The organism is Ruegeria sp. CJ3, from assembly GCF_056536725.1.
The window spans coordinates 40,657-61,044 of record NZ_JBQFQE010000014.1 but is presented as its reverse complement, the minus strand read 5'-3'; the positions used below and the strand labels follow the sequence as shown (position 1 = coordinate 61,044).

The following is a 20,388-nucleotide window of genomic DNA, read 5'->3' as shown; positions in this document are numbered from 1 at the left end:
CCACTGACGTGACCGGCACCGTGACTCTGGCGGCTGGCACCGAGATGGTCATGCCCGGCGACAACGTTGGCTTCACCGTCGAGCTGATCGCGCCCATCGCGATGGAAGACGGTCTGCGCTTCGCCATCCGCGAAGGCGGCCGCACCGTCGGCGCGGGTGTTGTGTCGAAAATCATCGAGTAACTCGCGCACGCGAATGATCGAATGGAAAGGGCGTCCCTCGGGACGTCCTTTTTGTTTGGAGATGTGACACGCAAGAAGGTTGACGTACAACCTTTCAAAATCTCTAGCTTCGGTAAATTGTAAGGCTATGATTGAGCAAATTCATGAGCAGCACCCGATAACGCGAGAAAAGATTATTGAATGGGCTAAAGCTCGTGGAGAAGACCCTAACTCGGCGTTTGCAGCGAAACAAAAACTTACGCTTTCTGAGGACGTCGATGGGTTGTTCCTAAAGACCGAACGTTCTAACGACCGCTTTCACAAACGCCTCCCGTTGCCAGTTGGTCCACAACTAAGGAATTTCTGTTTCAGTATTCTTATCTGTTGTGATGGTCCGGATTCGTGGAAAGGCGATCGAGATGACCTGAGAGAAAAACGTTATGCTCGATTGCAAAACGCTCGATCAGATGTCCTTGCTATGAACGACTATTACAAGATGTCCGTCGTGTTATATCCTGAGTTGGTTTTCAAGCCAGGGTTCCGGCTCGATGCGGGGACGTTCAGCGAGGATGTACTTGTATCGAATCCTACGCGAGAGGAGCTTCTACGTGTCGGCGAGTTATGCCGAGAGTTCTTCGAAGCAAACGTTGACGACCCGGAGTGGCGAGGTGGGCAGATAAATGTTTTCTTTTCTGGGCATGGCGACATTGATCACGGCACTCATGATGCCACATTGCTGTTAGCTGACGGCCCGATTTGTGCGACCGATTTTCTTGCATTCTTAGAGAGTTGCGTGGCCGGGGAGGAGGCGACCGAGCCTTGGCAAGACTTCAATCAACTGGGACGCTGTAAGTTTAGTCTAACGTTGGATTGTTGTCATGCAGGAGCTTTTGCAATTGATGCCTATGAAGAGATTTGTCGAAAGAGAGGCTCATTGGTACCGGGCGATTTTCGCTGCGCCTGCCTACCTCATCAAAAAGCTAGAGAATTTCCAAAACTCGGATATGGACTTTATTCGTACTCCTACCTTTCCGACAGTATTCATCGCTTTGATGAGCGAGATATAGAGATATCCGAAAAAACCATTGGTGAAGTTACAAAATTTGAGCAAATTCCGATGCGGTTTGGCTTCGATGAGGGCAAGCTATTTGTACGGCTGCCGGGAACGAATATTGCCTACGAGAACTTAGAGTTGTTTGAAAGTATCGCCCATGGGTTTATGGCTCCGCTGGGCAACTACCAAAGTTCTGTTAGTCAACGATATGTCCTCAGAGACTGTCTTCAGCAGGTGAGTTCTTGGTGCAAAAGGACTAAGAACCTTTAGTGAAGTGTAATCATGGGCGGACCAATACTTCTCTTGGCTCCGTGAAAAGCGAACCAATTCGAACCTCCAGAATTTCCCCCCTTGCCAAACCCCACCAACCCCACTAATACGCGCGAGTTCTCGATAAGAACATCAAGGCGGGGTGATTCCCGCCTTTTGGGTTCGATGAGGGTTGGCGATGCGCGTCTGTCCTCCTCTCAACCTCAACGCCTGATAAAAGGCTGTATCTATGCAAAGCCAAAATATCCGTATTCGGCTGAAGGCATTTGACTATCGCGTTCTGGATGCCAGCACGCAAGAGATCGTCAACACTGCCAAGCGGACCGGCGCGAACGTGCGCGGCCCGATCCCGCTGCCGAACAAGATTGAGAAGTTCACGGTTCTCCGTGGCCCTCACGTTGACAAGAAATCCCGCGACCAGTTCGAGATCCGCACGCACAAGCGTCTCTTGGACATCGTTGATCCGACCCCCCAGACCGTTGACGCGCTGATGAAGCTCGACCTCGCTGCTGGTGTGGACGTCGAGATCAAGCTGCAGTCATAAGATCGGAGGGTATGAGAATGCGCTCTGGTATTATCGCAAAAAAAGTTGGCATGACCCGCCTGTTCATGGAAGACGGCAAGCAGATTCCTGTGACTGTTCTTCACCTGGACAACCTGCAGGTTGTTGCACAGCGCACCGCTGACAAAGACGGCTACACTGCCGTTCAGCTGGGCGCCGGTGCTGCCAAGGCAAAACGCACCTCGAAAGCCATGCGCGGTCACTATGCCGCTGCAAAGGTTGAGCCCAAGCGTAAGCTGGCCGAGTTCCGTGTGTCGGAAGATGGCCTGATCGATGTGGGCGCCGAGATTTCGGCAGAACACTTCCTGGAAGGTCAGAAAGTTGACGTTTCGGGCACCTCGATCGGTAAAGGCTTTGCCGGTGCGATGAAGCGTTGGAACTTTGGTGGTCTGCGCGCCTCGCACGGTGTTTCGATCAGCCACCGTTCGCACGGCTCAACGGGTCAGTGTCAGGACCCGGGCAAGGTGTTCAAAGGCAAGAAGATGGCCGGTCACATGGGTGCTGCCCGTGTTACCACCCAGAACCTCGAGGTTGTCAAAACCGACGCCGACCGTGGTCTGGTCTTCATCAAAGGCGCCGTTCCCGGACCGAAATCGGGCTGGGTCACCGTCAAGGACGCCGTGAAGAAGAAAGCACCGGAAGGCCTGCCGTTCCCGGCAGCCGTAAAAGGTGCCGCAACCGAAGCTCCGGCGGAAGAAGCGCCCGCGGAAGGTGGTGAAGCATGAAACTTGATGTAATCAAACTGGACGGCGGCAAAGCCGGCAACATCGAGCTGGATGCAGACCTGTTCGGTCTTGAGCCGCGCGCGGACATCCTGCACCGCGTGGTCCGTTGGCAGCGCAACAACGCGCAGGCCGGCACCCACAAGGTCAAGACCCGCTCGGAAACCAGCTACTCGACCAAGAAGATCTATCGCCAGAAGGGCACCGGTGGCGCACGCCATGGTGACCGTAACGCGCCGATCTTCCGTGGTGGTGGTATCTACAAAGGCCCCGTCGTCCGTTCGCACGGCCACGACCTGCCGAAAAAGTTCCGCAAGCTTGGCCTGCGCCACGCTCTGTCGGCCAAAGCCAAGGCAGGTGAACTGGTTGTGATCGAGAACGCCGAAGCCGAAGGCAAGACCGCCGCTCTGGCCAAACAGGTTGCAAACCTGGGCTGGAAACGCGCTCTGGTCATCGACGGCGCGACCGTGAACGAAGGGTTCCTGAAAGCGTCCAAGAACATCGAAGGTCTGGATATCCTGCCGTCGATGGGCGCAAACGTCTATGACATCCTCAAGCGTGACACCCTGGTGCTCACCAAAGCGGCTGTCGAAGCACTGGAGGCTCGTCTGAAATGAGCGCGAAGGCAGAACACTACGACGTGATCCGCAAGCCGATCATTACTGAGAAGTCGACCATGGCGTCCGAAAACGGCGCGGTTGTCTTTGAAGTGGCGATCGACAGCAACAAGCCGCAGATCAAAGAGGCCGTCGAGGCGCTGTTTGGTGTGAAGGTCAAAGCGGTGAACACCACCGTGACCAAAGGCAAGGTCAAGCGGTTCCGCGGCCAGCTGGGCAAGCGGAAAGATGTCAAAAAAGCATATGTGACCCTGGAAGAGGGGAACACCATCGACGTGTCGACCGGTCTCTGATCGAACCCGTCTTTGGAAAAAGATAAAGGCCCCCGCGCAAGCGGGGGTTTTTCTTTGGCAACAACACCAAGAATTGAGCGCAAATCCGGCATCTTTCCCGGAATTCCCTTGCTATCCCGGGCGGGGTGTCTATCCGGGTCCCTACAAGCAAGAATACATGGCAGGCGCATGACCGAACCCTCTTTCTCGACCCGGGGCAACCCGAATATGACCTCGGCGCGGGATTGGGTCACGACACTTGCGAAATATCGCGAACCCAACCAGTGGCGCAGCTCCTTTGAACTGGGTGTTAGCATTGTCCCGTTCTTTGCGCTTTGGGCACTGTCCTGGATGTCGCTTTCGCTCAGCTACTGGCTGGCTTTTGCAATTTCCGTCCTGAACGCCGCCTTCCTGCTGCGCCTGTTTGCGATCCAGCATGATTGCGGGCACGGGGCATTTTTCAAGAACCGCGCGGTCAGCGACTGGGTCGGACGGATGATCGGAGTGTTGACCCTGACACCCTATGACGTCTGGCGCCGGACGCATTCCACACATCACAACAGCTCGGGCAATCTGGATAAACGGGGGATGGGCGATATCCATACTCTGACAGTGGCCGAGTATCAGTCGAAAACGCCCATGAACCAATTCTGGTATCGCGTGTACCGAAACCCTATCACCCTGTTCGTCCTTGGCCCCGGCTATCTGTTTCTGTTTCAGAACCGCCTTCCGCTTGGTCTGACGCGGAGTGTCAGGTTCTGGGTCAGCGCGATGGGTACCAATGTCGCCATTTTGGCCGCACTTCTGGCGATCTACTATTTCGGCGGGCTGATGCCGATGCTTCTGATCTTCCTACCCTCAACCCTGATTGCTGCAACGGCTGGTGTCTGGCTGTTCTACGTACAGCATCAGTTCGAGGACACGCACTGGGACCCCGATAACGACTGGCAACTGCACGAGGCCGCCCTGCACGGCAGTTCGCATTACATCCTGCCACCTGTGTTGCAGTGGTTTAGCGCCAATATCGGCATCCATCACGTGCACCATCTTTACAGCCGCATTCCGTTCTACCGCCTGACCGAAGTTTTGCGCGATCATGATGAGTTGGCAAACAGCAACCGTATGACCATCCGAGAAAGCCTCGCCAACGCGCGGCTGCACTTGTGGGATGAGAGCAGCCGCCGACTGTTGTCGTTCGCCGAGGTTCGCGCGCTGTATGGGTGAGGGGGCACGCCGCCTCTGATCCGACCCGCCCGAGCAACCCGATGAGCCGCGCCAGCGACTGCCCGTGGGATGGCGCTGCAACGGTCGAGCTGTGCACTTTATGGTGCCAAATACATCTGACCTCATAGCGAGGAGCAAACGCCCTCAAAGCGCCAGCCCGCCGGGACGGCAGTCGCTGGCGCGGTGGCCTTCGGCCTTGTCCCGCGCTTGGGAGCGCGGGAAGACATCAAGAAAGCATATGTGACACTGGAAAAGGGGAACACCATCGACGTGTCCACCGGTCTCTGATCGAACCCGTCTTTCCAGAGAGATAAAGCCCCCCCGCGAAAGCGGGGGTTTTTTTGTGGGTAGTGCGACCTAAATTACATACAGGCACATCATGTTGGGTGGATAAAGTGACGCAGGGCAATATAATGCTATATTAACTTGTTTCGGCTCTATTTTACGTGCTAAATTTGCTCTGCAAATGTCTAACGTTTGCAAATGGAGGGTATTTTGAAAGATAATTTTTACGCTCCCAAGGCGCTGGGTGCTTCCAAAGCAGGTGTCGAAAAATATGCAGAGGACTTGGCCAAAAAGATCGGTTTTGGCCCGGGAGATAGTATTGAGGAGCTTGTTCAGAAAAGCGGTGGCAAGCTTGTCGTGGGAACAAGTGGGTTCGGCGACGAAGATAGTGGTTCGATCGTCGCGCGAGCAGTCAATGATTTCGAGATATATGTTTCACGCCACACTTCTTTGAAGCGTGATCGGTTTACGATTGCACACGAGTTGGGCCATCTTCTCCTACATTTTGGAGCAATTAAGAAGGTCAACGAAAACGCGGTTATGCGTGCAACTCGTTATGTAGACCAAAGTGATCAAGATCAGCAGAGAGCTGAATGGGAAGCAAATTGGTTCGCCGCAGCGTTCTTGATGCCTTCTGAGGAGTTTACGGAAGCTTATCGCTCTGGTGGAGCTTCAAATGCGGCATCGGTGTGTGGGGTGAGTCTGCACGCTGCAAAAATTCGTGCGGATAATCTAAAAATTTCCTAACCGAGAAACGCAATGGAAGAACTATCTGTTCCCGATTATCGGGTTCGCCTCTTTTTGTCCGTAGACCTAACCGGGTCTACGGCCTTCAAGTCAAAGAATAACAGTTTCCGATGGCTTAAAGCGTTCCAGCTTTTTTATGATCAGTTTCCGAGTTTGTACTCAGAGCACTTCACCGAAGTTTGTGGCGAAATCGACGGGATCGGTGCAGAGGAGAAAGAATGCCTGCCGCAAATCTGGAAGACAATCGGGGACGAAATCCTCTTCGTTAACCGCGTAGAGAGTGTCACGCATTTGGGTGCATATGTGACGGCATTTTCTCAGACACTTCACGCTTTTGGTGAAAAGGTGGCGGCCTACGAGGGTCTCAACACAAAAGGAAATGGCTGGATTGCGGCGTTCCCCAGCCCTAACTGTAGCATCGGCATTGGGAAAGGTGAGTCCGAAGATCCTTATGCTGGCTTGAATGAGCTTAGGACCGAGGGGTTCGAAAGGAAGGTCGATAACAATCCCGCAGGCTTTGATTTCTTGGGTAAAGGAATTGACGGTGGTTTTCGCATTTCGCGCAATTCCACCGTAAATACGTTTACCATTTCTCCTGCTCTGGCTTTCCTATTGGCGAAGGCCAAGGGAAACCCAGACGCAACGGGTTTTGACGCAGACTTCAGGTTCCATGAAACACAGTCATTTAAGGGTGTTCTGAATGGCGAACCGTACCCAATCATTTCGATCAATACAGTTCGAAATCCCGGAGAGCGAGAGCTTCAAAGACTGGAAGCAGAGCTGTTGCAGCGGCCTGCGGTTGTAGACGATTGCAAGGTTTTGAAGGAATATTTAGAGAAATTTATCGAGCTCAACAAAATTGAAATGCCGGTTCTAAAGCTAACCCATGCCGAGGGAGAACAACCAACGCCTAGCCATTACGATGACTACGTGAAGGAGTGGGAAGCGGAGAGAAAGAAAAGCGTGAGTGATGACGCTTCGTTTTCGGAAGATGGCAATTCGGCGTTAGACAAGGAAATTCCTTCGGTGGACAGCTCAATAGAGAAACTAGAGCCCCGGGATTAGAACTTCGCCTATAGACACCCACTCCCAACACTGCTAAACGCTCCCAATCTTGCGGCCTCGGATTCGTTCCGGGGCCTCTGATATTTGTAACCGGGGACCTTCGGGGCCCTATACCCTTGGCACCTACGGGGGCCTATCACATAGCAGGGAACCCCCTGCACTTGCTAAACGGAAGACAGAAAGCATGGCACTCAAGTCGTACAAGCCGACGACGCCGGGCCAGCGCGGGCTGGTGCTGATCGACCGTTCGGAGCTTTGGAAAGGACGTCCGGTCAAGTCTCTCACAGAGGGTTTGACCAAATCGGGCGGCCGGAACAACACCGGACGGATCACTTCACGCCGCCGCGGCGGTGGCGCAAAGCGTCTCTACCGGATCGTTGACTTCAAACGGAACAAATTTGATGTCGCGGCAACCGTCGAGCGGATCGAATATGACCCGAACCGGACCGCATTCATCGCACTGGTAAAATACGAAGACGGCGAGCAGGCATATATCCTGGCTCCGCAGCGTCTGGCTGTTGGTGACAAAGTCGTGGCATCCGCCAAGGCCGACATCAAGCCGGGCAACGCAATGCCGTTCTCGGGCATGCCCATCGGTACCATCGTCCACAACATCGAGATGAAGCCTGGCAAAGGCGGTCAGATCGCACGTGCGGCCGGTACTTACGCTCAATTCGTTGGTCGCGATGGCGGCTACGCTCAGATCCGTCTGAGCTCGGGCGAGCTGCGCATGGTTCGTCAGGAATGCATGGCCACCGTTGGTGCCGTGTCCAACCCCGACAACTCCAACCAAAACCTCGGCAAAGCCGGTCGTATGCGCCACAAGGGCGTTCGTCCGTCGGTTCGTGGTGTTGCAATGAACCCGATCGATCACCCGCACGGTGGTGGTGAAGGTCGTACCTCGGGTGGCCGTACACCGGTTACTCCGTGGGGTAAGGACACCAAGGGTAAGCGTACCCGCAACAAGAACAAAGCGTCCCAGAAGCTGATCATCCGCTCGCGGCACGCCAAGAAGAAGGGACGTTAATCCATGTCTCGCTCTGTTTGGAAGGGTCCTTTCGTCGATGCTTACGTGCTGAAAAAAGCCGAAGCAGCGCGCGAGTCGGGCCGCAACGAAGTCATCAAAATCTGGTCGCGTCGTTCCACCATTCTGCCCCAGTTCGTGGGTCTGACATTTGGTGTGTACAACGGCCAGAAGCATATCCCCGTCAACGTCTCGGAAGACATGATCGGTCAGAAGTTCGGTGAATATTCGCCGACCCGGACCTATTATGGCCACGCCGCTGACAAAAAAGCGAAGCGGAAGTAAGTCATGGGCAAGGAAAAGAACCCCCGCCGCGTGGCTGAAAACGAAGCAATGGCGAAAACCCGCATGCTCCGTACCAGCCCGCAGAAACTGAACCTGGTTGCGCAAATGATCCGCGGTAAGAAAGTTGAGAAGGCTCTGACCGACCTGACTTTCTCGAACAAGCGTGTCGCGCAGGACGTCAAGAAGTGCCTGCAGTCCGCAATCGCGAATGCCGAAAACAACCACAACCTGGACGTTGACGAGCTGATCGTCGCCGAAGCCTGGGTTGGCAAGAACCTGGTCATGAAGCGCGGTCGTCCGCGTGCCCGTGGCCGTTTCGGCAAGATCATGAAGCCGTTCTCGGAGATCACCATCAAGGTGCGTCAAGTTGAGGAGCAAGCCTAATGGGTCATAAAGTAAATCCGATCGGCATGCGCCTGCAGGTCAACCGCACCTGGGACAGCCGCTGGTACGCCGACACCAAGGACTACGGTGATCTTCTGCTGGAAGACCTCAAGATCCGTGAGTTCATCAACAAAGAGTGCAAGCAGGCCGGTGTTGCCCGCGTGATCATCGAACGTCCGCACAAGAAGTGCCGCGTTACGATCCACACAGCACGTCCGGGTGTCATCATCGGCAAGAAAGGTGCAGACATCGAAGTTCTGCGCAAAAAGCTTGCGCGTATGACCGACAGCGAACTGCACCTGAACATCGTCGAAGTGCGCAAGCCCGAGCTTGACGCGCAGCTGGTTGCCGAGTCCATCGCTCAGCAGCTGGAACGTCGTGTTTCGTTCCGTCGCGCAATGAAGCGCTCGGTTCAGAACGCCATGCGCATGGGCGCCTTGGGTATCCGGGTGAACGTCGCTGGTCGTCTGGGCGGCGCCGAAATCGCACGGACCGAGTGGTACCGCGAAGGCCGCGTGCCTCTGCACACCCTGCGCGCCGACATCGATTACGCACATGCCGAAGCGATGACCCCCTACGGGATCATCGGGATCAAGGTCTGGATCTTCAAAGGTGAGATCATGGAGCACGATCCGCAGGCACGTGACCGTAAAGCACAGGAACTCCAGGACGGCCCTGCACCTCGTGGTGCTGGTGGCGGTCGTCGCTAAGGAGGGAAAGATATGCTTCAACCAAAGCGTACTAAATTCCGCAAGATGCACAAAGGCCGGATTAAGGGTCTCGCCAAAGGCGGCTCTGATCTGAACTTTGGCACCTACGGCCTGAAAGCTCTTGAGCCTGAGCGTGTAACTGCACGCCAGATCGAAGCTGCACGTCGTGCCATGACGCGTCACATGAAGCGTCAGGGCCGTGTCTGGATCCGCATCTTCCCCGACACTCCGGTCACGGCTAAGCCGATCGAAGTTCGTATGGGTAAAGGTAAGGGTTCGGTCGACCGCTGGGCATGCAAAGTCAAGCCTGGCCGCGTGATGTTCGAGATCGACGGCGTCAATGACGACATCGCCCGCGAGGCCCTGCGCCTGGCTGCGATGAAGCTGCCGATCAAGACCCGCGTCGTGGTTCGCGAAGACTGGTAAGGCGGCGGGGTAAAACCCCACCCTACGATTTGAAGCCCCCGTCGGGACACCGGCGGGGGTTTTTCTTTTGGGTCGACCTCTTGTAATCTGCCAGCCGGTCAAAACAGTCGACGTCTCACTGCGCCGCCCCTACGTTAACCTGCAGGAATGGGAGGGCCCTATGGTGCAGCTACGCAAGAAGATGTTCGTCAAGGAAATCATAACCACTGATCAGTTGGGCCAACCTTGTGATCCTGTCAGCCGGGTCGCTGCCTTGGCGGTGATACAGAACCCATTGGCCGGGCGTCATGCGGATGACCTTTCAGAGCTGTTCGAGATCGGAGCCCTTCTGGGGCCTGACCTTGCGGCTGATGCGGTCTCGCAACTGGACGGTGCGCCGGTGTCATATGGCAAGGCAGCAATCATCGGCATGAACGGCGACCTTGAGCAGGGCGGGGCGGTGATCCATCCCAAGCTCGGCGCACCCATGCGCGCGGCAGCGGGCGGAGGTGAGGCGGTGATCCCTTCGAACGCCAAGCTGGGCGCGCCGGGCTGTGCAATTGATCTGCCGCTGGGGCACAAGGACAATCCGTGGTCATTCGATCATTTCGACACGATGACGCTGAACATTCCGGACGCGCCGAAACCGGATGAGATCGTGCTGTGCCTTGCTTATGCCGATGGCGGTCGCCCGATCCCGCGCTGTGGCAAAGGGCCCATCAAGACCTAAGCGTCTGGTCTTGCCGAAAGGGCTGAGGTATGCCCGGCCCATGGCACAGATTGAATCACTCTTCGTTACCCGTCTTTATCGCGCAGCTTTGTCCGAGTTCGACCCCAAGATCGATGCGGGCGAGTTGGAAAGCTCCTGCCTTGTCATCGCTCAGGATGATGAGGCCGGGCAGGACTGGTGCGAGGAAAACGGCTATCCCGGTTATACCAGCTATGCCTCGCTGACCGATCTGCCCTGGCGGTTCCCGATCTTCGCCGATTTGGTCGCCGCGTTGGACCAGCACGTCGCGGCCTTCGCCAAAGATCTGGAATTCGATCTGGGCGAGGGCGAGCTGAAGTTGGAGGACCTGTGGATCAACATCCTGCCCGAAGGCGGAATGCATTCCAGCCACCTACACCCGCACAGCGTGATCTCGGGTACGACCTATGTGGCGATGCCCGAAGGGGCGAGTGCGCTGAAACTGGAAGACCCCCGCTCAGGCCGAATGATGGCCGCGCCGACGCGGCTGAAGGGTGGACGGCGGGATTTGCAGCCGTTCATCTATATGAAGCCGCAGGTGGGAGACGTCCTGCTATGGGAAAGCTGGCTGCGCCACGAGGTGCCGATGAACATGGCTGAGGATGAGCGGATTAGTGTCAGCTTCAACTACAAGTGGGAATAACCTCTGCATAGGCGATGCTGTGAGCGCTGGCACGCCAGTTTTTTGGGGTGGGTTTCTCCTTCTTTATTTGATCACATTGCATCGCTCAGGCTGGAAGCTCAAAGAGAGCCTCCTCGCAGTCGTTTGGCGATCACATCTACACCACCTGCCGAGATTTGAGGGCGCCATTTGGGCGGCGATATCGTGTGCAACTATATATGTCTCGTGGGTCGCCTTTGAGGCATGTGCGCGTTGATCAGTTCGAGACGCGTCGACTTAGCCAGCGATCCTCCAAACTTCCTCTTGCCACCCACCCGCCAAACCCTTATACGGCGGCATCCTGCGGTCTCCCGGCGTTGTCGGGCGATTCGTATGTCTATCATTCATCCACCAGGTCAAAGGTGACCCGTGCACGGGGCCTTCTGGTGTTTTGAGCAAAGGAAAAAGGCGATGAACGCCCAAGAACTGCGTGACAAGACCCCGGACCAGCTCCGCGAGGAACTGGCCAACCTGAAGAAAGAAAGCTTTAACCTGCGCTTTCAACAGGCAACCGGTCAGCTGGAAAACACTGCTGGTATCAAAGCGGCCCGCCGCAATGCTGCCCGTGTCAAAACCATTCTGAACCAAAAGGCCGCTGCTGCGGCATCCGAGGAGTAAATCAGATGCCCAAGCGTATCCTGTCCGGCACCGTAACCAGCGACGCCAACGAGCAGACCGTGACCGTTTCGGTTGAACGCCGCTTCAAGCACCCGCTGCTGCACAAAACCGTTCGTAAGTCCAAGAAATACCGGGCTCATGACGAAAAGAACGCCTTCAAGGTCGGTGACACCGTTCGCATCATCGAATGCGCACCGAAATCGAAGACGAAACGTTGGGAAGTTCTGGAAGCGTAAGCTTCCGGGATTTTTCCATTTGTCGAAACCCTGGGGGATCTAACGAGACCAGCCCCCACAGGTCGGGAGAAACCACATGATCCAGATGCAGACCAATCTGGATGTCGCTGACAACTCCGGCGCACGCCGAGTTCAGTGCATCAAGGTCCTGGGTGGTTCCAAGCGTAAATACGCCTCCGTCGGCGACATCATTGTCGTCTCGGTGAAGGAAGCCATCCCGCGCGGCCGCGTAAAGAAAGGGGACGTCCGTAAGGCCGTCGTCGTACGCACCGCCAAAGAAGTCCGTCGCGAAGACGGCACCGCGATCCGTTTCGATCGCAACGCCGCCGTCATCCTGAACAACAACAACGAGCCCGTAGGTACCCGTATCTTTGGCCCCGTTGTTCGCGAACTGCGCGGCAAGAACTTCATGAAAATCATCTCGCTGGCTCCGGAGGTGCTGTAATCATGGCTGCTAAACTCCGCAAAGGCGACAAGGTCGTCGTGCTGGCCGGCAAGGACAAGGGCAAAGAGGGAACCATTACCTCGGTTGACCCCAAAGCCGGTAAAGCTGTTGTCGATGGCATCAACATCGCCATCCGCCACACCCGCCAGACCCAGAACAGCCAGGGTGGCCGCCTGCCTCAGGCAAACCCGATCGAGCTGTCGAACCTGGCTCTGCTGGACAAGAACGGCAAAGCAACCCGCGTTGGCTTCCGCATGGAAGGCGACAAGAAGGTGCGCTTCGCCAAGACCACGGGGGACGTGATCGATGCTTGATACCGCAAACTACACCCCGCGTCTGAAAGCTCAGTACGCTGAAACCATCCGTGCCGCTCTGAAAGAAGAGTTCGGGTACAAGAACGACATGCAGTTGCCCAAGCTGGAAAAAATCGTTCTGAACATCGGCTGTGGTGCAGAAGCTGTCAAAGACTCGAAGAAAGCCAAGGCGGCTGTCGAGGATCTGACCGCGATTGCAGGCCAAAAGGCTGTTGCGACCCTGGCGAAAAAGTCGATCGCGGGCTTCCGCGTCCGTGAAGACATGCCGCTGGGTGCGAAAGTGACCCTGCGCGGTGACCGGATGTACGAATTCCTGGACCGTCTGATCACCATCGCGATGCCGCGTATCCGTGACTTCCGCGGTGTGAAGCCTTCTTTTGATGGTCGTGGCAACTTTGCCATGGGCATGAAAGAACACATCGTGTTCCCCGAGATCGACTTCGACAAGGTCGACGAGGTCTGGGGCCTGGACATCGTAATCACCACCACAGCGAACACCGACGCTGAAGCAAAGGCATTGTTGAAAGCATTCAACATGCCGTTCAACGCGTAAGCGCCGGGAGGATTGAGACATGGCTAAAAAAGCAATGATCGAACGCGAGAAGAAGCGCGAACGCCTGGTGGCCAAATATGCCGCAAAGCGTGCCGAGCTGAAAGAAATCGCGAATGACGAGAGCCGCCCGATGGAAGAGCGTTTCAAAGCGCGTCTGAAACTGGCGAAACTGCCGCGCAACAGCTCGGCTACCCGTCTGCACAACCGCTGTCAGCTGACCGGTCGTCCCCACGCTTACTACCGTAAGCTGAAGGTCAGCCGTATCGCGCTGCGCGAGCTGGGTTCTGCTGGTCAGATCCCCGGCATGGTGAAATCGAGCTGGTAAGGGAGACATAGATATGAACGATCCTATCGGCGATATGCTCACCCGTATCCGCAACGCGCAAATGCGCGGCAAGTCCACCGTTTCCACCCCCGCATCCAAACTGCGCGGCTGGGTTCTGGACGTGCTGGCGGACGAAGGTTACATCCGTGGCTACGAAGCGACGACCGGTGAAAACGGTCATCCGGCCATCGAAATCAGCCTGAAATACTACGAAGGCACCCCTGTTATTCGCGAGTTGAAGCGGGTCTCGAAGCCCGGTCGTCGCGTCTACATGGGCGTCAATGACATCCCGCAGGTCCGTCAGGGTCTGGGTGTGTCGATTGTCAGCACTCCGAAAGGTGTGATGTCGGACGCAAACGCTCGCTCCAACAATGTTGGCGGCGAAGTGCTCTGCACCGTCTTCTAAGGAGGTCTGCAATGTCTCGTATTGGTAAAAAACCGGTCGAGCTGCCCAGCGGCGTTTCCGCCTCTGTGTCGGGTCAGACCATCGAAGTGAAGGGTCCGAAAGGCACCCGCAGCTTCACCGCAACCGATGACGTCACGCTGTCGGTCGAAGACAATGTCGTGCAAATCAACCCTCGTGGCATGTCCAAGCGTGCCCGCCAGCAGTGGGGCATGAGCCGCACCATGGTTGCCAACCTGGTAACTGGTGTGACCGAAGGCTTCAAAAAAGAGCTGGAGATCCAGGGTGTTGGTTACCGGGCTCAGATGCAGGGCAACACCCTGAAGCTGAACCTGGGTTACAGCCACGATGTTGATTTCACCGCTCCGGAAGGTGTCACCATCACCGCACCGAAGCAGACCGAAATCGTTGTGGAAGGTATCGACCAGCAGCAGGTGGGCGAAGTCGCGGCCAAGATCCGCGAATGGCGCCGTCCCGAGCCGTATAAAGGCAAGGGCATCCGCTATAAGGGCGAGTTCATCTTCCGCAAGGAAGGCAAGAAGAAGTAAGGACGCAGACAATGGCAAACAGCAAAAGAACCCTGTTTCTGAAGCGCCGCCTGCGCGTTCGGAACAAACTTCGCAAAGTCAACGCGGGCCGTGTACGCCTGTCGGTCCACCGTTCGAACAAGAACATCAGCGTTCAGCTGATCGACGACGTTCGTGGCGTGACCCTGGCTGCAGCCTCGACCCTGGAAAAAGATCTGGGTGTTGTTGGCAAGAACAACGTCGAAGCGGCCACCAAAGTGGGCGCGGCCATCGCCGAGCGTGCCAAGAAGGCAGGCGTCGAAGAGGCCTATTTCGATCGTGGCGGCTTCCTGTTCCACGGCAAGGTGAAGGCAGTTGCCGACGCCGCGCGTGAAGGTGGTCTGAAGATCTAAGACTTGCGGGCGGGTTTCGATCCGCCCCGATGATCCGGGGGCCTCGGCGTTAGTCGGGGCTCACTTGGATTGAACTAAACGGCGCCGAATGCGCCACATGAGAAAAGGGATGCCAAATGGCAGAACGTGAAAACCGCCGGGGCCGTGGTCGTGACCGCGATGAAGCACCGGAATTCGCAGATCGTCTGGTTGCGATCAACCGTGTGTCGAAAACCGTAAAAGGTGGTAAGCGCTTTGGCTTCGCCGCTCTGGTGGTTGTCGGCGATCAGAAAGGCCGCGTGGGCTTTGGCAAGGGTAAAGCGAAAGAAGTACCCGAGGCCATCCGCAAGGCGACCGAACAAGCCAAGCGTCAGATGATCCGCGTGCAACTGCGCGAAGGTCGGACCCTGCACCACGACATCGAAGGCCGTCACGGCGCCGGTAAAGTGGTTATGCGCACCGCGCCTGAAGGTACTGGTATCATCGCCGGTGGTCCGATGCGTGCTGTGTTCGAAATGCTGGGCGTTAAGGACGTTGTGTCTAAGTCGCTGGGCTCGCAGAACCCGTACAACATGATCCGCGCCACCATCAACGGCCTGCAGAAAGAGCAGAGCCCGCGTTCGGTTGCACAGCGTCGTGGCAAAAAGGTTGCTGACATCCTGCCTAAGCGGGACGAAGCACCGGCCGAAGCCGAAGCGTAAGGAGAGCGAGTTATGGCAAAAACCATCGTCGTCAAGCAGATCGGCTCGCCGATCCGCCGCCCCGCCGAACAGCGCGCAACCCTGATCGGTCTGGGCCTGAACAAGATGCACAAAACCCGTGAACTGGAAGACACTCCTTCGGTCCGCGGCATGGTCAACAAGATCCCGCATCTGGTTGAGATTATCGAAGAGCGCGGCTAAGACCGCTCTTTATAGATTGCAAAAGCCTCCGACGATGTCGGGGGCTTTTTTATTGCCATTCGGTCAGGCTGCGGTATCGTTATCTTCTATTATTTGAATGGATGTGAACGATGAAGATTTTACTGACCGCGATGTGTGCGACTTTCATTTCTGCTGCTGCTTATGCACAGTGCCCGGCCAAAGCCCCCAAAGAATTCAATAGTTATTTTTCCGATGGGGATCAGAAGGTGAATGCAGCATGGCTGCAAAAGAACATTGCCGGGCGCAAGGTCGTCTATTCCGGAAAAGACGTTGAGACCTATTCCGCCAACGGTTCTTACTCCTACAAACGAGGCGGGCAGACCTGGAAAGCCGCCGCCTACAAGTTCTACGATAATGGGGTGCGCTGCATCGGATATGACCAGCCCCGGTTCGACCTCTATGTGGTCAACAACGGTCAGCTGGTCTTGGTGAACCAGCAAAAGCAGCGATATATCGGCCAGATCAGAAAGTAAGCCTGCGTCGGATGTCAGATCTGCCAGTACCCCGGGGACTCTGCGTCTCCGGGCGTTGCGCTGTTCGCATAGCGGCTAGACCCAAATCCATATTGTTAGCGTTATCACTAAGGTCTATCTGAACCTTGTCCAAGAAGGAACTCAATGGAAGCGCCGGGGAATGCGCCCTGGCACAGAAAGGATCTAAGATATGGCACATACAGCTACACTGACACATGGCGGTTTCTCTCTGAGCGAACGGTTTGCAAACCTTGTTGCACGGATCAAAGAGACCAATGCTCTGCGGGCGCAATACAGCCGCACCTATGCCGAACTGCAGGGCCTCAACGACCGCGAACTCAACGATATCGGCATCCGCCGCTGCGACATCGCCGACATCGCACGCGAGCATGTTTACGGGTCGTAAGACGAACCCGTTTGCCTGGTGAGAAAAGAGGCGCCCCCGGGGCGTCTCTTTTGCGTTGCTGGGAAGGGGGTGGCGCTGCTGGCCAGACAAAACTTGCAACTGGGGCCAGAACGCTGTATCGGGCTCCGGTGGCACCGCGCCACGAGAATCAAAACCAAGAAATGCCGTGTCTGACCATCACGCTTCGGGGTCATTTCCGGCGAAGGAGAAGCGATATGAAACTGAATGAACTGCGCGACAATCCCGGCGCTGCACCGAAACGGACCCGCGTTGGCCGTGGTCCCGGCTCGGGCAAGGGTAAAATGGGTGGCCGTGGTATCAAAGGCCAGAAATCCCGTTCGGGTGTGGCCATCAATGGCTATGAAGGCGGCCAGATGCCGTTGTACCAGCGCCTGCCCAAGCGTGGCTTCAACAAGCCGAACCGCAAGGCATTCGCCGTTATCAACCTGGGCCTGATCCAGAAATTCGTCGACGCCGGCAGGCTGGACGCCAAGGCTGCGATCACCGAAGACGCCCTGGTTGCGTCCGGTCTGGTCCGCCGCAAGCTGGACGGTGTCCGCGTTCTGGCCAAAGGTGAAATTACCGCCAAAGTGAACCTGGAAGTCACTGGTGCTTCGAAATCTGCTGTTGAGGCAGTTGAGAAAGCGGGCGGTTCACTGACGGTCACAAAAGCTGCTGCGGCAGAGTAAGCGCTTGTGAGCGGGCCAAGACCCGCTTACATAGACCTCAGAGTTTTCCAAGACGCCGCCCGAGCCGGAAAACGGTTCCGGGCGGTGTTTGCATAAGAGAGACCGATTTATGGTATCAGCAGCAGAACAAATGGCAGCCAACACAAGCTGGTCTGCCCTTGGTAAAGCCACCGATCTGCGCAACCGCATCCTGTTCACGCTGGCCTTGCTGATCGTCTATCGTCTGGGCACCTTCATTCCGGTGCCGGGCATTGACGGTCAGGCACTGCGCGAGTTCATGGAGCAAGCGGGGCAAGGCATCGGCGGCATGGTTTCGATGTTCACCGGCGGGGCGTTGGGGCGGATGGGTATCTTTGCCCTCGGCATCATGCCCTACATCTCGGCTTCGATCATCGTGCAGCTGCTGACATCCATGGTTCCCGCGCTCGAACAGCTCAAGAAAGAGGGCGAGCAGGGGCGCAAGAAGATCAACCAATACACCCGTTTCGGCACCGTGGCGCTGGCCACCGTTCAGGCCTATGGTCTAGCCGTGTCGCTGGAATCGGGCGATCTGGCGACCGATCCGGGCCTGTTCTTCCGTATGTCGACCATGATCACTCTGGTCGGCGGTACCATGTTCCTGATGTGGCTGGGTGAGCAGATCACCGCACGCGGCATCGGCAACGGGATCTCACTGATCATCTTCGTCGGTATCATCGCCGAGGTTCCGGCCGCGCTGGCCCAGTTCTTTGCCAGCGGACGCAGCGGTGCCATCAGCCCCGCCGTGATCGTGGGCGTGATCATCATGGTCATCGCCGTGATCACCTTTGTGGTCTTCATGGAACGTGCACTGCGCAAGATCCACATCCAATACCCGCGCCGTCAGGCCGGTATGAAAGTCTATGAAGGTGGCTCCAGCCACCTGCCGGTCAAAGTGAACCCAGCGGGCGTGATCCCGGCGATCTTTGCCAGCTCGCTGCTGCTGCTGCCGGTGACGATCTCGACCTTCTCGTCGGGGGCCACCAACGGCCCGATCATGTCGTGGCTGCTGGCCAACTTTGGACCCGGACAGCCGCTGTACCTGCTGTTCTTCGCCTCAATGATCGTGTTCTTTGCCTATTTCTATACGTTCAACGTGTCGTTCAAGCCGGACGATGTGGCGGACAACCTGAAAAAGCAGAACGGTTTTGTCCCCGGTATCCGCCCGGGCAAGAAAACCGCCGAGTATCTGGAATATGTGGTCAACCGCGTGCTGGTCCTGGGTTCGGCCTATCTGGCCGCCGTCTGCCTGCTGCCGGAAATCCTGCGCGGTCAGTTTGCCATCCCGTTCTATTTCGGCGGCACGTCCGTGCTGATTATCGTCTCGGTGACCATGGACACGATCCAACAGGTCCAGAGCCACCTGCTGGCGCACCAGTATGAGGGGCTGATTGAAAAGTCCCAGTTGCGCGGCAAAAGCAAGAAACGCGGCAGAAAGGCACCGACCCGTCGATGAACATCATTCTTCTCGGCCCCCCGGGGGCAGGCAAAGGTACGCAGGCGCGGCATCTGGTTGACACCCGCGGCATGGTGCAGCTCAGCACCGGAGACATGCTGCGCGCCGCCAAGACCAGCGGCACCGAGATGGGCAACCGCGTGGCCGAGGTGATGGCAAAGGGGCAACTGGTCACGGATGAAATCGTGATCGGCCTGATCGAAGAGAAGCTGACCACTGAAAAAGGCGCAGGTTTCATCTTTGACGGCTTCCCTCGCACCCTGGCGCAGGCCGATGCCCTGTCGGCACTGCTGACCAAGCTGGGTCAGTCACTGCATACGGTGATCGAGATGCGTGTGGATGACGACGCACTGGTCGACCGGATCACCGCACGGTCAACCTGCGCGGGCTGCGGCGAGGTCTACAATGACCACACCAAGCCCATTCCAGCCGATGGAAAATGCACCAATTGCGGCAAGGAAAATGACTTCGTCCGTCGCGCCGACGATAACGAAGACAGCCTTCGTACGCGCCTGATGGAATACTACAAGAAGACCTCGCCGCTGATTGGCTATTACTACGCCAAAGGCGATCTGCGCCCGGTGAATGGGCTGGCGGATATCAAAGAGGTAACGGCGTCGATCGAGGCCGTTCTAGGCTAAACGTCAGGTATTTTGTGTTCTGGAATGACTACAACAAAGCTTCTGCTGCGTTCTTGGCTGGGCTTGTTGCCGGCCTTGTCGGAGGACTCTTGTTGGGCGGTTTCGCTGTGATGAGCATGGGTAGCCTTAATACTCACATGGACTTTTGCAACGACCAAACCAGCAAGCACTTTATCTTCGATCAATACGTCAGAGAGAAGGTTTGCTGGCCAGATTGAGTATGGGCTTGACGCCAGCGCCAAAAGCCCATATCGACCCCCATCCCTAAAGGGAATCAAGATCGCGTGAGGGATTCGTCCTAACCGCCCCGACCACCTCGAATAATACTGGACCCTCTGGCGTCACTGCCACGGTCAGGTGTTGTGAAAAAAGGTTCCGGAGCTACGGAACCGCAACAAAAAGGAAAGTGACACGTGGCACGTATTGCCGGCGTAAACATCCCGACTGCAAAGCGGGTACCAATCGCCCTCACATATATCACCGGTATCGGAAACACCTCGGCCAAAGCGATCTGCGAAGCCGTGGGCATCGAAGCGTATCGTCGCGTCAACGAACTGTCCGACGCCGAAGTTCTGGCCATCCGCGAGCACATCGATGCGAACTTCACCGTCGAAGGTGATCTGCGTCGTGAAGTTCAGATGAACGTCAAGCGCCTGATGGATCTGGGCTGCTACCGCGGTCTGCGTCACCGCCGCAACCTGCCGGTTCGCGGTCAGCGTACCCACACCAATGCTCGTACCCGCAAAGGCCCCGCAAAGGCCATTGCCGGTAAGAAGAAATAAGGGAGGGTCTGA

General features: G+C 56.5%; 33 protein-coding genes and 1 pseudogene. All 34 read left to right on the top strand.

The genetic code is table 11. From position 1 onward, the window contains the following. Positions 1 to 182: EF-Tu C-terminal domain-related protein (locus ACR0J1_RS18910; RefSeq protein WP_480459566.1), on the top strand; the 182-nt coding region annotated here is incomplete at its 5' end. A 127-nt stretch (positions 183 to 309) separates the two neighbouring features. Further along, the gene (locus tag ACR0J1_RS18905; protein ID WP_480734172.1) at positions 310 to 1,485 is read left to right on the top strand and encodes a hypothetical protein; all 1,176 of its coding nucleotides are present in this window, start codon (positions 310 to 312) and stop codon (positions 1,483 to 1,485) included. A 229-nt stretch (positions 1,486 to 1,714) separates the two neighbouring features. Further along, the gene (rpsJ, locus tag ACR0J1_RS18900; RefSeq protein ID WP_008756422.1) at positions 1,715 to 2,029 is read left to right on the top strand and encodes a 30S ribosomal protein S10; all 315 of its coding nucleotides are present in this window, start codon (positions 1,715 to 1,717) and stop codon (positions 2,027 to 2,029) included. A 17-nt stretch (positions 2,030 to 2,046) separates the two neighbouring features. Further along, a complete protein-coding gene (gene rplC / locus ACR0J1_RS18895; RefSeq protein ID WP_298391073.1) occupies positions 2,047 to 2,772 on the top strand; it encodes a 50S ribosomal protein L3 in 726 nt (241 codons plus the stop codon). Further along, the gene (rplD, locus tag ACR0J1_RS18890) at positions 2,769 to 3,386 is read left to right on the top strand and encodes a 50S ribosomal protein L4 (RefSeq protein WP_010437039.1); all 618 of its coding nucleotides are present in this window, start codon (positions 2,769 to 2,771) and stop codon (positions 3,384 to 3,386) included. Before rplC ends, rplD begins: the two co-directional genes overlap by 4 nt. Further along, positions 3,383 to 3,679: a 50S ribosomal protein L23 gene (locus ACR0J1_RS18885; protein ID WP_009176651.1), complete on the top strand. Its 297-nt coding sequence runs from the start codon at positions 3,383 to 3,385 to the stop codon at positions 3,677 to 3,679. The genes rplD and ACR0J1_RS18885 overlap by 4 nt, the downstream gene beginning before the upstream one ends. Positions 3,680 to 3,847: 168 nt before the next feature. Then, on the top strand, positions 3,848 to 4,882 hold the full coding sequence (locus ACR0J1_RS18880; protein WP_480734173.1) for a fatty acid desaturase: 1,035 nt from the start codon (positions 3,848 to 3,850) through the stop codon (positions 4,880 to 4,882). Positions 4,883 to 5,050: 168 nt separating this feature from the next. Beyond that, a pseudogene (locus tag ACR0J1_RS18875) lies at positions 5,051 to 5,170 on the top strand (50S ribosomal protein L23); the annotation flags it as partial. Positions 5,171 to 5,377: 207 nt separating this feature from the next. Then, positions 5,378 to 5,914, top strand: coding sequence for an ImmA/IrrE family metallo-endopeptidase (locus ACR0J1_RS18870; RefSeq protein WP_480734174.1), 537 nt, complete (start codon positions 5,378 to 5,380; stop codon positions 5,912 to 5,914). Positions 5,915 to 5,926: 12 nt separating this feature from the next. Then, entirely contained in the window at positions 5,927 to 6,979 is a 1,053-nt protein-coding gene (locus tag ACR0J1_RS18865) for a hypothetical protein (protein ID WP_480734175.1), read from the top strand. A 184-nt stretch (positions 6,980 to 7,163) separates the two neighbouring features. Then, entirely contained in the window at positions 7,164 to 8,006 is an 843-nt protein-coding gene (gene rplB / locus ACR0J1_RS18860; RefSeq protein ID WP_008757664.1) for a 50S ribosomal protein L2, read from the top strand. Between the two features lie 3 nt (positions 8,007 to 8,009). Further along, positions 8,010 to 8,288, top strand: coding sequence for a 30S ribosomal protein S19 (gene rpsS / locus ACR0J1_RS18855; protein WP_005980699.1), 279 nt, complete (start codon positions 8,010 to 8,012; stop codon positions 8,286 to 8,288). A 3-nt stretch (positions 8,289 to 8,291) separates the two neighbouring features. After that, positions 8,292 to 8,672, top strand: a complete 381-nt coding sequence (gene rplV / locus ACR0J1_RS18850) for a 50S ribosomal protein L22 (RefSeq protein ID WP_039538267.1) — start codon at positions 8,292 to 8,294, stop codon at positions 8,670 to 8,672. Further along, positions 8,672 to 9,382 (top strand): 30S ribosomal protein S3, encoded by a 711-nt coding sequence (gene rpsC / locus ACR0J1_RS18845; protein ID WP_008758042.1) that lies wholly within the window; start codon positions 8,672 to 8,674, stop codon positions 9,380 to 9,382. Before rplV ends, rpsC begins: the two co-directional genes overlap by 1 nt. 12 nt (positions 9,383 to 9,394) lie before the next feature. Further along, positions 9,395 to 9,808, top strand: coding sequence for a 50S ribosomal protein L16 (rplP, locus tag ACR0J1_RS18840; protein ID WP_058283513.1), 414 nt, complete (start codon positions 9,395 to 9,397; stop codon positions 9,806 to 9,808). A 160-nt stretch (positions 9,809 to 9,968) separates the two neighbouring features. After that, a complete protein-coding gene (locus tag ACR0J1_RS18835) occupies positions 9,969 to 10,517 on the top strand; it encodes an amino acid synthesis family protein (RefSeq protein ID WP_480734176.1) in 549 nt (182 codons plus the stop codon). 40 nt (positions 10,518 to 10,557) lie between these two features. Further along, positions 10,558 to 11,178 (top strand): 2OG-Fe(II) oxygenase family protein, encoded by a 621-nt coding sequence (locus ACR0J1_RS18830; RefSeq protein WP_480734178.1) that lies wholly within the window; start codon positions 10,558 to 10,560, stop codon positions 11,176 to 11,178. Positions 11,179 to 11,607: 429 nt separating this feature from the next. Beyond that, positions 11,608 to 11,814 (top strand): 50S ribosomal protein L29, encoded by a 207-nt coding sequence (rpmC, locus tag ACR0J1_RS18825; RefSeq protein ID WP_039538276.1) that lies wholly within the window; start codon positions 11,608 to 11,610, stop codon positions 11,812 to 11,814. 5 nt (positions 11,815 to 11,819) lie between these two features. Next, positions 11,820 to 12,050: a 30S ribosomal protein S17 gene (gene rpsQ / locus ACR0J1_RS18820; RefSeq protein WP_085823139.1), complete on the top strand. Its 231-nt coding sequence runs from the start codon at positions 11,820 to 11,822 to the stop codon at positions 12,048 to 12,050. A 76-nt stretch (positions 12,051 to 12,126) separates the two neighbouring features. Further along, positions 12,127 to 12,495, top strand: coding sequence for a 50S ribosomal protein L14 (gene rplN / locus ACR0J1_RS18815; protein WP_008757934.1), 369 nt, complete (start codon positions 12,127 to 12,129; stop codon positions 12,493 to 12,495). 2 nt (positions 12,496 to 12,497) lie between these two features. Next, positions 12,498 to 12,809, top strand: a complete 312-nt coding sequence (gene rplX / locus ACR0J1_RS18810; protein WP_170440482.1) for a 50S ribosomal protein L24 — start codon at positions 12,498 to 12,500, stop codon at positions 12,807 to 12,809. Beyond that, on the top strand, positions 12,802 to 13,362 hold the full coding sequence (gene rplE / locus ACR0J1_RS18805) for a 50S ribosomal protein L5 (RefSeq protein ID WP_480734179.1): 561 nt from the start codon (positions 12,802 to 12,804) through the stop codon (positions 13,360 to 13,362). The genes rplX and rplE overlap by 8 nt, the downstream gene beginning before the upstream one ends. 19 nt (positions 13,363 to 13,381) lie before the next feature. After that, positions 13,382 to 13,687, top strand: coding sequence for a 30S ribosomal protein S14 (gene rpsN / locus ACR0J1_RS18800; protein ID WP_068340744.1), 306 nt, complete (start codon positions 13,382 to 13,384; stop codon positions 13,685 to 13,687). A gap of 13 nt (positions 13,688 to 13,700) precedes the next feature. Further along, entirely contained in the window at positions 13,701 to 14,093 is a 393-nt protein-coding gene (gene rpsH / locus ACR0J1_RS18795) for a 30S ribosomal protein S8 (protein ID WP_010437099.1), read from the top strand. An 11-nt stretch (positions 14,094 to 14,104) separates the two neighbouring features. After that, positions 14,105 to 14,638: a 50S ribosomal protein L6 gene (gene rplF / locus ACR0J1_RS18790; RefSeq protein ID WP_170440485.1), complete on the top strand. Its 534-nt coding sequence runs from the start codon at positions 14,105 to 14,107 to the stop codon at positions 14,636 to 14,638. An 11-nt stretch (positions 14,639 to 14,649) separates the two neighbouring features. Then, complete coding sequence (rplR, locus tag ACR0J1_RS18785) at positions 14,650 to 15,009, top strand: 50S ribosomal protein L18 (RefSeq protein ID WP_170356678.1); 360 nt, start codon at positions 14,650 to 14,652, stop codon at positions 15,007 to 15,009. Positions 15,010 to 15,125: 116 nt separating this feature from the next. Further along, positions 15,126 to 15,689, top strand: coding sequence for a 30S ribosomal protein S5 (gene rpsE, locus ACR0J1_RS18780; RefSeq protein WP_480734180.1), 564 nt, complete (start codon positions 15,126 to 15,128; stop codon positions 15,687 to 15,689). Positions 15,690 to 15,701: 12 nt separating this feature from the next. Further along, positions 15,702 to 15,890, top strand: a complete 189-nt coding sequence (gene rpmD, locus ACR0J1_RS18775; RefSeq protein WP_008757946.1) for a 50S ribosomal protein L30 — start codon at positions 15,702 to 15,704, stop codon at positions 15,888 to 15,890. A 110-nt stretch (positions 15,891 to 16,000) separates the two neighbouring features. Beyond that, positions 16,001 to 16,384, top strand: a complete 384-nt coding sequence (locus tag ACR0J1_RS18770) for a hypothetical protein (protein ID WP_480734181.1) — start codon at positions 16,001 to 16,003, stop codon at positions 16,382 to 16,384. 190 nt (positions 16,385 to 16,574) lie between these two features. Continuing rightward, a complete protein-coding gene (locus tag ACR0J1_RS18765; protein ID WP_480734182.1) occupies positions 16,575 to 16,790 on the top strand; it encodes a DUF1127 domain-containing protein in 216 nt (71 codons plus the stop codon). 215 nt (positions 16,791 to 17,005) lie between these two features. Then, positions 17,006 to 17,479, top strand: a complete 474-nt coding sequence (gene rplO / locus ACR0J1_RS18760) for a 50S ribosomal protein L15 (RefSeq protein ID WP_480734183.1) — start codon at positions 17,006 to 17,008, stop codon at positions 17,477 to 17,479. Positions 17,480 to 17,588: 109 nt separating this feature from the next. Next, entirely contained in the window at positions 17,589 to 18,953 is a 1,365-nt protein-coding gene (gene secY, locus ACR0J1_RS18755) for a preprotein translocase subunit SecY (protein ID WP_480734184.1), read from the top strand. Beyond that, positions 18,950 to 19,594 carry an adenylate kinase gene (locus tag ACR0J1_RS18750; protein WP_480734185.1) on the top strand — a complete coding sequence of 215 codons (645 nt, stop codon included), beginning with the start codon at positions 18,950 to 18,952 and terminating at the stop codon, positions 19,592 to 19,594. Before secY ends, ACR0J1_RS18750 begins: the two co-directional genes overlap by 4 nt. A gap of 413 nt (positions 19,595 to 20,007) precedes the next feature. Next, positions 20,008 to 20,376 carry a 30S ribosomal protein S13 gene (gene rpsM, locus ACR0J1_RS18745; RefSeq protein WP_480734186.1) on the top strand — a complete coding sequence of 123 codons (369 nt, stop codon included), beginning with the start codon at positions 20,008 to 20,010 and terminating at the stop codon, positions 20,374 to 20,376. The last annotated feature ends 12 nt before the right edge of the window (positions 20,377 to 20,388 follow it).